Source organism: Taibaiella soli, assembly GCF_003236175.1.
In the GTDB taxonomy this organism is placed as follows: domain Bacteria; phylum Bacteroidota; class Bacteroidia; order Chitinophagales; family Chitinophagaceae; genus QKTW01.
On the sequence record NZ_QKTW01000001.1, the window covers coordinates 1 to 12145 of the forward strand.

General features: G+C 45.0%; 9 protein-coding genes. 5 read left to right on the top strand and 4 right to left on the bottom strand.

Annotation, left to right across the window (positions count from 1 at the left end; translation table 11 throughout):
• From DN068_RS22205 to DN068_RS00015, 3 genes are all read left to right on the top strand, one after another.
• A partial coding sequence (locus DN068_RS22205) for a hypothetical protein (protein WP_207798818.1) occupies positions 1–403 on the top strand: 403 nt, incomplete at its 5' end.
• A gap of 738 nt (positions 404–1141) precedes the next feature.
• The gene (locus DN068_RS00010; protein ID WP_110996821.1) at positions 1142–1573 is read left to right on the top strand and encodes a response regulator; all 432 of its coding nucleotides are present in this window, start codon (positions 1142–1144) and stop codon (positions 1571–1573) included.
• A gap of 116 nt (positions 1574–1689) precedes the next feature.
• Positions 1690–2070, top strand: a complete 381-nt coding sequence (locus DN068_RS00015; RefSeq protein ID WP_110996822.1) for a response regulator — start codon at positions 1690–1692, stop codon at positions 2068–2070.
• Between the two features lie 276 nt (positions 2071–2346).
• Here the strand turns inward: DN068_RS00015 and DN068_RS00020 are convergent, their stop codons facing one another.
• Positions 2347–2763: an acyl-CoA thioesterase gene (locus DN068_RS00020; protein WP_165836232.1), complete on the bottom strand. Its 417-nt coding sequence runs from the start codon at positions 2761–2763 to the stop codon at positions 2347–2349.
• Between the two features lie 609 nt (positions 2764–3372).
• On the opposite strand from DN068_RS00020, the gene DN068_RS00025 reads away from it, so the two are divergent.
• Positions 3373–4167, top strand: a complete 795-nt coding sequence (locus tag DN068_RS00025) for a TIGR00266 family protein (RefSeq protein ID WP_110996824.1) — start codon at positions 3373–3375, stop codon at positions 4165–4167.
• A 217-nt stretch (positions 4168–4384) separates the two neighbouring features.
• Here DN068_RS00025 and DN068_RS00030 read toward each other — a convergent pair whose 3' ends face one another.
• Together DN068_RS00030 and DN068_RS00035 are read right to left on the bottom strand one after the other, a co-directional pair.
• A complete protein-coding gene (locus DN068_RS00030; RefSeq protein WP_110996825.1) occupies positions 4385–5233 on the bottom strand; it encodes a dienelactone hydrolase family protein in 849 nt (282 codons plus the stop codon).
• 228 nt (positions 5234–5461) lie between these two features.
• On the bottom strand, positions 5462–8320 hold the full coding sequence (locus tag DN068_RS00035) for a choice-of-anchor L domain-containing protein (RefSeq protein WP_165836233.1): 2859 nt from the start codon (positions 8318–8320) through the stop codon (positions 5462–5464).
• Positions 8321–8783: 463 nt separating this feature from the next.
• Between DN068_RS00035 and DN068_RS00045 the strand changes: the two genes are divergently transcribed.
• Positions 8784–9260, top strand: coding sequence for a hypothetical protein (locus DN068_RS00045; RefSeq protein WP_110996828.1), 477 nt, complete (start codon positions 8784–8786; stop codon positions 9258–9260).
• 907 nt (positions 9261–10167) lie between these two features.
• Here DN068_RS00045 and DN068_RS00055 read toward each other — a convergent pair.
• Complete coding sequence (locus DN068_RS00055) at positions 10168–11748, bottom strand: DUF1501 domain-containing protein (protein WP_110996830.1); 1581 nt, start codon at positions 11746–11748, stop codon at positions 10168–10170.
• Positions 11749–12145: the final 397 nt, after the last annotated feature.

The following is a 12145-nucleotide window of genomic DNA, read 5'->3' on the forward strand; positions in this document are numbered from 1 at the left end:
TGCTATCGGAATTGAACCGCTTTTTTCTCTCAGGCCTTTAACCTGCGCATCTTTTTATTTAAGAACTGTGTTATCTTTTTGTTGCTTTCCGCCGCGAAGCGGGCTGCAAAGGTACGCTTTTTATTTTCAAACTTCCAAATCTTTTTTCAAGACTTATTTTCACAACTCACTCAGCCTCTGTTTGAAACAACCGCGCCTTTTAAAGATCTTCTTTTTTCTTTGCCCCTTTTCAGAAGCGGAGTGCAAAGGTAGTGTTTGTTTTCAAACTTCCAAACTTTCTTTGAAAAAGTTTTTCAAGTCTCGCTTTCGCCGAATCGCTTGCTGTGCAAGCCTTTCAGCCGCTTCATCACCTCTGGCAACCTCTTTAAGAACTGTCCCGTTTTTGTTGGGAGTGCAAAGGTAGATAAAGTCTCTTCACTTCCAAATGTCTGGCGCAAGTTTTTTGATGAAAACCTCCTTGTAATGGACGGAATGCAGCACTGTGGCCTGGCATGCGTTTCAAAATATATGTCCGAACACATGAAATGTTGGCTTTTAAGTGTTGATTGAGCTGCTATAACCGCAATTCGGCTCCAGAATCCCTTCTCTCCTACTTTTTGCATGCCCAAAAAGTAGGGCAAAAAAGGCAGTCTTCACCCGATCACGCCGGGGTTCAGACAGGCGCCTGATTTAACCACATTGCTACTGTGCTGCCGGACAATGACGCCTGACCTCTTATATGTCAATCCAAACACCATTATGCTCACTGCATGTATTTCATTTCTTAACGCCGTAGTTACCTCAGGCCGGGGTGTTGTGCAAGCCCTACAGAGTGCAATTGCTATCGCATGCTCCTACATTGCGCGGGATGCCTCGTTCCTCGGCATGACAAACGCGAGTACAATAGGAGGGACTCACAACTAAAACGCACCAAATCGCATATTATATATAGACGTCTTCAATAGTAGCACTGATGATGAACGGAGCGTCGCAACTTAACCTTAACCGGAGTAGGAATGCTGGTCATAAAGAGAATCTTTTAACAAACAGTGTATATATTATATAGGGCAGGCGTTTGGTTGTTAAATTCAAAAATGATCTATTATTGGCATCGGAGCCTTGGTGGTCTATTTTACTTATCTTTACCCTACACATTTGAGGAATGGAGGATATTTTCATTTTAATTGCCGAGGACGACGCGGACGATCGCTTTCTGCTACAGGCGGCATTTGAGGAAAACGGCTTTACGGAAAAGCTGGAATTTGTAGAAAATGGCGTAGAAGTGTTGGATTATTTACACAATTTATCCGGCACTAAAAGCACGTCGTATCTGCCGAGTTTTATTCTCATGGATCTGAATATGCCTAAAAAAGACGGTCGCGAGGTGTTAAAAGAGCTGAAAGAAAGTCCTGGGCTGCGTATGATTCCCGTTATTGTATTCAGTACAACCAGCAATGAGCAGGAAAAAAAGCGATGTTATGAGCTCGGCGCTAACGGATATATCACTAAACCAACCAGTTTTGAGGCGCTTATGCAAACCGTGGCAGATCTGAGAAATGACTGGATAAACGTTGGCACTATGCCGATGAGTTAGTTCACGTACATGCGGGCTTCCGGCATTGTATTTGCAGTGCTAATGTATAAGATCATAAAATGCAGCTCCCTGTTCCGGGGCACGTAATTTAAAACGGCATTATAAACTGGGTAATTATGAATGGAAGGAAAGTTGTTCTGATTATTGATGATGAGATTGATTTATCCCTGCTTTTAAAAAGTTATTTTCTCCGAAAAAACTTTGAAGTATTCCTGTCTCATTCCGTAGCCGATGGAATGCAGAAAATTGACGAGGTAAAGCCAGATATTCTGTTTCTGGATAATAATCTACCGGACGGTGAAGGTTGGCGTATTGCACCAGAAGTTTGCAGATTGCACCCCGATATCCGTATTAATCTCATCAGCGCCTACCACCCCAGTTTACCAGATTTGCCTGCAGATGCCCGTGTACGGCTTATAGAAAAACCGATCCGCCTTTCTGACCTCGACAAAGAATTTGAGGACAACAACATACAAACTGAAGTTCCCGAGCAATAAATAAAAAAGAAAGCGATGACACGTCGTTCCTTAGGGGCTGCGCCGATTCACCGCTTTGTAAATTTGGATCTTGAGATCCGTGCTTTTCGTTTCAAATGGACTCTTCGTCCGATCTAGGGGTGAGATTATCTCACGGTTGCTTTCTGATACAAAGATCGCTTGTCTGTAAAGAATTTCAAGCAGTTAAACAACTGTTTTTTTGAGCATTTTTTACTCGTTTTACATACGTAATCCCCCGTTGGCATACCGTGAAAAATACAGTGTTAGTTTATACTTCTAGTCAGTGAATGATGTCTCGGTGCTTTGCTCCAGGTAACGTTTCCGCACAGATTCACCTATTGGCGTAGGATTGCCGTCATCGTCGATGCGCACAAAGGTGATAGAAGTAGTACACACAACGGTATCTTCGCCACTATACACATTGTACTTCCTTGCTTCTATATTCAGCGTAATGGATGTATTACCCAAGTGGCCGACTTCTCCGTACACACGCACGTGATTACCTACTTTCAGCGGTTTTTTAAACAACATTTCCCCCACTCTCAGTGTGACCATATTTGGCGTACAACAGAATTCTGTAGCGTATGCAGCTGCCGCTTCGTCGATCCACGACATAAGGATACCGCCGAATACGTTGCCATGAATACCAATATCTTTGGTCATGCAGATTTTCTTGTTGATCAGTTTCATCATATTTTGTTTTGCCGTTGTTTGGAGCCGGTTTGTTTTAAACAAGCTATAAAAAAAGCCCCTCGGGAATACCGAAGGGCGCATATATCTGTATTTCTTTCAGAATGTTTTCCGTGCGATTATAATGCAAATCCCTTCACAAGTGTTTTTGGCCACTTTATGTTACAGCAGGAAGTATGGTGCATCATTTTCATGGGTGCAAGATTAAGAAGATTATTTCTAATAGCATAATTTTTTAAGAAGAGACAAAAGAAAAGCGGCATATTCAGCTTTCATGGTCATAGGGCCTGAGTGCTTTCATATACCGCTTCCAATCAGGGGCGGATGGATTTCATCCTTTGCTTACGTTTCAATATTAGGGGTACCTCTTTGTTTTTGTTTTCATTTTCGCTTTAGATCTTGTGGGTGGGTTGCTTGCTTTCGTCAATAAGGGTTTATGAATACAAATATCTATAGACCTGTTCATTTAATATCAAGTATTTCAACGGTTTTTACCTGCTTTTTTAGCCCGTTAGCTGCCGACAAAATGCACAAAACTACCCGTGAAAAATGACGTGGGTTATTTGACCATTGCGCTCTAATTTTAATAACCAAAATGAAAAACTGAGGAACATGCGTAATAATCACGAAATAGACTATCGAATTATCGGTGAGGAAATGCAATATGTGGAAGTAGAGCTGGATCCGCAGGAAACCGCTGTAGCAGAGGCCGGAGCATTTATGATGATGGATGATGGCATACAAATGGAAACGATATTCGGCGACGGTAGTCAGCAACAAGGCGGCGGACTGCTGGGAAAACTTTTTAGCGCGGGCAAACGGCTATTGGTAGGTGAAAGCTTGTTTATGACTACCTATACGAATGTAGGTCAGGGTAAAAAACGGGTCTGTTTTGCATCACCGTATCCTGGTAAGATTATCGCGCTGGATCTGCAGCGTCTTGGCGGAAGAGTGATTTGCCAGAAAGATGCTTTTCTCTGTGCTGCGAAAGGAGTAGCCATCGGTATTGAGTTTCAGAAGAAACTGGGAACCGGCCTTTTCGGTGGTGAAGGTTTTATTATGGAAAAACTGGAAGGCGATGGAATGGCGTTTGTACATGCCGGTGGCCACGTAACGGAACGGATTTTGCAACCAGGTGAAGTGTTGAAAATAGATACGGGCTGTATTGTCGGCTTTACGGCAAATGTGCAATACGATATCCAATTTATTGGCGGCATCAAGAATACTATTTTCGGTGGCGAGGGTGTGTTCTTTGCAACGCTGCGTGGACCGGGAACTGTTTGGATTCAAACACTGCCAATCAGCAGACTTGCAGCCCGCATTTTGCAATACGGCACTTATAAAAAGAAGGAGGAAGGTAGTGTGCTCGGCGGTCTGGGCAATTTACTGGATGGAGATGGGTGGTAGTGCTTCGCATTAATACGTTAAAAAGTCAACAGATTAATACGTCGCGATTTGTAACTGAAAATTAATCGAATAAAAAAACGGTCGGACGGCTTCGAGTCGTCTGACCGTTTTTTTAAACATGCTAACAACTGCTTTGAAAACTGGGATATTTCGGAGGATTTTGCACTTGACAATAAACCTTTGACGTATAAACCTGTTAATGAATCAACGTTTTGACTTATTTAAAGTGTCCCTGAATAAATCTTACCGCGTTGATCTGCGCATCGTCGGCGTTTTGTTTATCGTATTTTGGATTGCTTGGATTGGCGAAGGCATGGTTGGCATCATAATGATGCAATTCAAAAACATGGCTGCCGGCTTTTACTTCTTTTTCAAGCTGGTCTACATCCTGCTCTTTGATGAACTGATCACGGTCACCACGGATATATAGTACATCAGCCTGCAAGGTTTTTACTTTGTTTTTGTCTTTCTCCGGAAAACCATAGTACATCACGCAGGCTTTCGCTTCTGTGCCTGCGAGCAATGCTGCATTGAAAGACCAGGTACCGCCCATACACCAGCCCAATGTTGCAATTTGTTTGCCTTTACCTATTTTATTCAGCAAACCTTTTACAATTGCTTCGCCGTGCTCGCGCGTGAGGCCTGCCATTAGTTTGCCCGCAGCCTCCGGATCTGTAGCGACTTTGCCATCATAAAGATCTATTGCGTATACTGAAATATCGTCGCCAAGCAACTGCTGCCAGCGCTCTGCTTCACGCTTGATGTAATCGTTTAGTCCCCAGTATTCGTGGAACAGGAGCAACACTTTGTTGGAAGCTGTTTTTGCCGGAACGTAGAATGCATTACCTGTTTTGCCATCGGTGGTCGGAAATTTAATATCCTGTCCGCCGCTTTGGGGCACGTAGGTAAATGGTTCGGGAGCCAGATGCGCTTTTTTAAATTCATCGTTGAATGCCAGCGCCTGCATGTCTGTGCCTGTCTTCTTCACGCAGCACATTTGTGCATTTGCCTGCTGGCTGAAGATTGTAACGAGGGCAAGACAACTAACAGTAAAGAGACGTCTCATAAGTATACTTTTGGGAAGTGAAGCAAAATCTGTTCCGTAAAGTTACGTGAAAGCTGAAAAGCCAAAAGCGTAAGGCTTAAAGCTACTCGTGTTGTTACAAAATTTCCGCTCATGGTAGCAAGTAATTTCATGCAATAAAATTGCTCGTGTTGGGATGCGGAGACACAAAGCTCATTGCAAAATAACATGGGAAAGCTTTCTGTGTTGAGCTTTAGGCCTTCAGCTCAATTACCGGATTAGTGTTACGTTGCCCTGGGTATTGTATGACTTTCCGTTTTTACCCGTTGCTTCGATGATGTAAACGTATACCCCCATCGCGCACAATTCACCATTCAAACGGCCATCCCAGCCTTGATTCAGATTAGTAGTTTCAAAAACCTTTTGTCCCCAGCGGTTATAAATACGGAATGATTTCAATTGCACATCGCCCTGATAAATTAGTTTGAGTTCATTTGCCGAAGGCGATAAAGGACTGTAAGCATTAGGCAATTTTACATAAACAGTAGGATCAACCAGAACCGTTACCGAATCTTTTGCCACACAACCCGCTTCCGTTCTCCCTTCTACAATGTATCTGGTATTGACCGGCGGCATCGCCATCGGATTACCAATCGTCACATCACTCAATCCCAATGGAGGAAACCAATTATAGTACAGACAATTGCCACCCGCGTCCAATTGCACGGCTACATTTTCCGGAGCGATCACCGTATCCGGCAAGTTGATTACCGCATTGGAGTGCACAGCTACATTGGCTTGCAGCGTATCCGGGCAATTATGTTCGTCTTTTACCACAATAGTGTAATGCATATCAGCCCACGGCGTCACGGTTACATCCTGCAAATTAGTTGCACTCAGATAATCGGCCGGAAACCATTGCCACGAAACGCCGCCACTAACATGCAATTGTGCACTGTCGCGCGGACAAATGCCGGTATCTGCAGGATTCACACTCGCAAACGAATTGGAGAAAACTGTTACCAAAACATCATCACTCCCCTTACACCCTGCCGGCGTTGTGACAACCAATGTGAGATTGGTGGTTGTGTGCCCGAAAAACCAAGTATCCGGTTGATCAGGATCCGCCATTTCGTAAGGCGGCTGCCAACTGTATGTATAATTATGATACCAGGACGGACCTACGACCGGATGGAAATGAACGGTATCCCAATAACATTTCTGAACATCGGCGCCGATGTAAACAGTCGGATTTGGCTGCACTTCTATATGCACCGCTTTCGTCACATCCGGACAATTGCCATAGTGCGCGGTAACGGTATACGTTCTAGTGGTGTCAGTGGTAATAGATGTTCCAAAAACAGTTACATCTGAAACGCCTGTCGCCGGTGACCAATGCCAGCTGAAATTAGGATCGGCGCTGCCTGAAACATTAATAATATCACCTTTACAAATCGCAGTATCCTCCAGATAAACGACAAAATCATCAGGCATTACATGAATATTTACCGTATCTCTGCCTACACATCTTCCGGATGCGCCGGGGTCTGCACTGAGTACATAAGAATAATCGCCGGCCGTTGTAGGCGTATATTCCGGATTCTGCACATTGCTGTTATTGAGTCCTGAAGAGGGCGTCCATAGATATTGATATTGCTGATTAGCCGGCGTCACCACCGCATCCATCAGAATTTGCGTATTCAGACAAACAATTTTATCGGGGCCCAGATCAACATGCGCGGGTTGCCGCACCGTGATCGCAATACCATCATGTTTATCCGGACAGCCGGGAACTGATACTGTCAACTGATAATTTGTTGTTTGATCTGGCTTCGCGAAAGGTGATAAAACATTTGGATCAATCAGGCCAAGCGTTGGTGTCCAGGTAAATGTTGTGGATGGATCTTTGGAAGCTAAAATATGTACCGTGTCCCCTTTACAGATAACGGTATCGTTGGTCTGAATCTTTGCATAAACCGAATCCATGATCAGCAATTCAGTACTGTCGAGCACGTTCAATGTATCGCAAGGCTGGAAAATTCTGATCTTAACTTTTTTGCTACCGCCCGGAACTGCCTGCGGATTAATAATGATATAGGCTAAAGAATCATTGGCCGGGATGACTGCCCGCCCGGGCGATTGTATCGCTGTATAATCATATCCGTTTACAGCACTTCCCGAAAGTTCGTAGCGGATTTTTTGCTGATAAGGTGAAGCGGAATGCCGATTGATTTCAAATTTACCAGCCGCACAGCCTCGCACACAATAAGGCTTTGGTGTATTTAAAACGCCGTTGGCACCGCCAATTGCTCTGAGCGTAACGGGTTTGCTGGTAAGACTTCCTTCTTCGAGAAAAACACCGGAGTCTACAATATCATCTACCACATCAGCAACGACCATCACAAGGTGATACGTATCACAGCTCTGCACGGGCGATTTTGCAATCAGCGGTACAGTAAAACCATCATAAGTAATAGTGGTTCCGTTGGTGTTGTCCACATAATACTGTGGGAACGGCGAACCGGTGCCCATACTCTGGCAATTCGATATATCACCGTTCGGCCCGGGCACACCGGAGTTAATACTATTGATTGCAACGGGAATGCTTGTACCCGGCACTACCGCCATATCGCCGGAGGCGGAATTGCCTGAAATGTAAAACTTAAACCGGTCGTTGTACTTGGTACAGTTAAACATGGAATATTCTTCCGAAGCAAATACGTAGCGGAAACTGATTGTATCGCCGATAGGCACGAAATCAAATTCTAATGTGCAGGCATCAAAGGTATTTGTCCCTAATGCTGAAGAACCGGCTGCGCCGCGCGGATTGTCGGGCACATAAGCAGCAGGACCGTCGGCACCAAACTGAAATATGGAGGCATTGGTCTGTGCATAACCCGTGGTCAGCAGCACGCCGCCGCCCAAGCCCAGATTACTGTTGGTAGCGGTAAAAATAGCGCTTGCGCCGCTGGGACACGTGAGCACAGGATTCATTACCGTCACGCCCGGGCCGGCTAGTCGCTGAGCCAGCTGGGTTGCCGTTACAGAAGTATTGAGTGTTAATTGTGCTTGCGTTGCGGAGGTGATCAACAAAAAGATGATCAGGACGAGAAAAGGGATTTTTCTCATCTTGCTTTTAATCAAGGGGCAGACGGATGGCTTCATCATGCTTGGTGGTCTGAATATATAGACGGCCGTCTATTAAAAATAGTTAGATACTACACAAGATACATTTATTGAAGATTTTCGATTGAAGATTTGTGATTGTCGGGAGACGAAGGTTTTCCGCAGACCCAACGCTTCACTCTGGACGATATGCGTAAGAGGCAAAAGCGCGAAGATTTTTTCTGGCGGCGGCTACGGCGAAGCATATTTAAATAATGCAGTCATTATGAAAAGCATGACAGCCGCTCTCCCGCCTAAACCGGACCGCAACCTGATTTCGCATTTATGATTCACGAACATAACGATGCATTGACTATCAGCGGCCGTTTTAAATTTTCATCTACTCGTTATTCATTTCTATATTATTTAACAAAGTTTGGCATCAAAAATGTTTTGGTATGGCTGAATTCTAAAATTTGATAAACAAATGGAAGACAAAATCACCACCCCGATTCCGGGAGCAGTTATTGACCAGGCCATTCAAAAAATCAACGAACTGAAAGCCTTGCTCGCTCCCTACACACACACGCTCACAGCAGCTGAAAGACAAAGCATCTTGAAGATGAGCAACAAATCTTACACTTTCGTAGGCAAAGTAGTAGACTACTGTTTTAAGAATCCTGAATTTAAACCGGGATATCTGGACGAAGCAGCGCTAAAAATGGACTTTGATACTGCGGACGGCCTTCGCCCTGTGCTGGAGCAGTGCAATCAGTTGGCTGTAAATATCGACGATACGGTGATGCTGGCAGGAAATGAAGCTTTTACAAATGCGCTGGTGTATTACAGCGCGGTGCGCACTGCAGCGAAAAATGGCGAAACGCATGCTAAAGTGGTTTTTGAAGACCTTTCGGAGCGCTTCCCCGGTCGCAGGACAAAACCCGCCGACAACACAACTAAATAGTAGCAACGGAATACAAAACAAAATGAAAATCCCGCCCAAGTGGCGGGATTTCTGTTTTATAGCTTTTCTATTGAACCTCAGAACTCGGAGATTGATGCTTTTTGCTTGGACGTTGAGGTTTTTTACTCCGATTTTGATGTTCAGAACTCGGACATTGATGTTTTTTGCTCCGACGTTGAAGCTCAGAACTCGGACGTTGATGTTTTTTGCTCCGATGTCGGAGTTCCGAACTCGGACGTTGATGTTTTTTACTCAGATGTCGGAGTTCCGAACCCGGACGTTGAAGCTCAGAACTCGGACGTTGATGTTTTTTACTCGGATTTCGATAAACGTTGCATGCAATGTCTGTACGAAAGTATTTTCTCAGTGTTTTTCCCATGTCACGTCGACTTAAGGAGACATCCCGCGAAATGAGGGTACACATTTCGCGGGACCCTTCCTTCGTCAGGGTGACCATCACGAGTAAGATAAATATGCGACAACACCAGCGTATAACTTTATGTCTCCCCGAGGTTAGGAGGGGGCCCGCGGAAATATGGTCCTGCTTAATAGTAGCAGTACCGATGAACGGAGCGCCGCAACGATGTTTTACCGGAGCGGCAAAGCTGGTGGCAAAGGATTTTTTTCCCAATGCGAAATGAGGGTACACATTTCGCGGGACCCTTCCTTCGTCAGGGTGACAAACGCGAGTAAAACATCCTGTAGCAAACATCGCGATGCCTGTGATAACGTGCACACATTTCGCGGGACCCTTCCTTCGTCAGGGTGACAAACGTGAGTAAAACATCCTGTGATAACATACAGGCATCTCGTAGGGCCCCTCCGGCATCAGGGTTATCGCGTAATTACATACCTGGGGCTTCACTCGCGTTGAGCGTCCTCCTCCTTTGAATGAGCTAGAGGAGGCCTAATCCACCACCGCCATCTGTTTACTCCATTGCCCCTCACTGTTGATGAGGCGGTAGAAATAATTGCCCGCCGGCAGATTGTCGCGATCCACAGTTATTGAAAACTGGCCGCTGCCGTATTGTTGTTGTGTGAGTGTTTTTATAGCACGACCGGAAACATCAAATAACTGAATAACCGTAGTGCCGCCTTTGCTGGTAAAATTGATGGTAGTACTGCGCGAAAAAGGATTCGGATAGTTTTGACCCAGCGCTTCCTGACTGTTTGCAACGCTTCCTGTCGCTGGCACTGTAGCAGAATTTTCCCGGAAGATCGGCAAGACATCATATGAATTCAGTAAGACATCACTTACAGAATTTTTATCGAGCTGAAACCAATCCGCCAATACAGACGAATAAACAGACCGGTAATCATACTGCATTGCAATGTTGTCATCTACCGAAACATTTTGCTCAATCGAAGGGTTGCTGCCGATGATTGTCGGATTAACGGCATTGCCGAAAACCATTACTGGCGCTGCCGTTCCGTGATCGGTACCCAGGCTGCCATTTGATTTGATACGACGCCCAAACTCTGAATAAGTCATGGCCACTACTCTATCGTCAATCTTTAATCGTTTACAATCGTCAAAGAACGCGGTTACTGCGTCCGATAATTTTTGCAATAATGTAGCATGCGCGCCGATGGTATGATCACTGCTATCTGTTTGGTTAGAATGGTTGTCGAACCCGGTCATGCTTACGAGATACACGGGAGTCATTAATCCGCCGGCAATCAATCGCGCTACAATTTTGAGCTGGTCTGAAAGCGTATTTCCGGTAGTGTATAAAGAAGAAAGATTATTGGCTTTTGATGCTGCTGTTTGCAGTGAACTATTATATGATTGTGTTTGCTGCGCAATAAACCGGAGGAAAGTCAGCTCGTGCCCTGCAGGTGTGGCCGGAGCGGCATCTACCGTGGCGCTTACCAGATTGTAAAAGCTACTGATGTCTGAAATTGCCATGCCCATCGATACATTCGTTCCCTGAAAAACCGGAGAAACACCGCTGCCAATCTGTATCGCCAGCGGATCAGGCATATCGTTATTAGGATAACCTGTAGGGAAACCCGAATAACGCTGTGTCAAATATCTTCCGAGCCAGCCGGTATCGAGGTATTCCGTAGCACTGGCGCCTTCGTTCCAGATATCAGTAGAACGGAAATGCGAGAAACTCGGATTCGTATAACCTGCTCCCTGCACGATGTTCATCATGCCATCGTTATACATGTTGCGCAAACCATCTATCGCCGGGTGGAAACCTACGTCTTTCCGATCGTTAATGCTCAGCACTTGTGTTTCCGGAATTAAAATATTGGAACGCGCGGCACTGAGATTACTATACTGATCAAGGGGAATGATGGTGTTGAGTCCGTCATTACCGCCAATAAGCTGTATTAAAACTAGTACCCTGCCCGAGTGCTCCGTTTGACGGGCAAGTGTCCGCAATGCCTGATTCCCTGCAAGGCTACGTACGGGCAAACCATTCATCATTACAGCCGCACTTGCAGCCGCAGATAATTTGAAGAATTTTCTACGCTTCATTTAATTAACCATTATGTATGAGTTGCGTTCGTTTGCCGGAGGGGCACAATAGTTGCTCTTTCCCTAAGAAGCGGGATGAAGGACAAAATAGATTATTTATTCGTGATTTAATATTTACGATTTGTGATTTTTTGCAAATCGTAAATGGAGGTTTGATAATTGACGCTTTACGTTTGACCAACGTTTAAATTTTTGGGATACCAGCTTTATTACTGCGGTTAAACTTCGTTGCGTCGCATTTCGTTCATCGGCAGTGCTGCTATCAGGCTTTTCCCGATATTACGCGGGATGTCTCCTCCCGTCGACATGACAAACGCGAGCAATCACATTCTTCACGTTAATCATATTCACACATTCACGTATAAAAGACCTAGCAACATTACGCGGGATGTCTCCT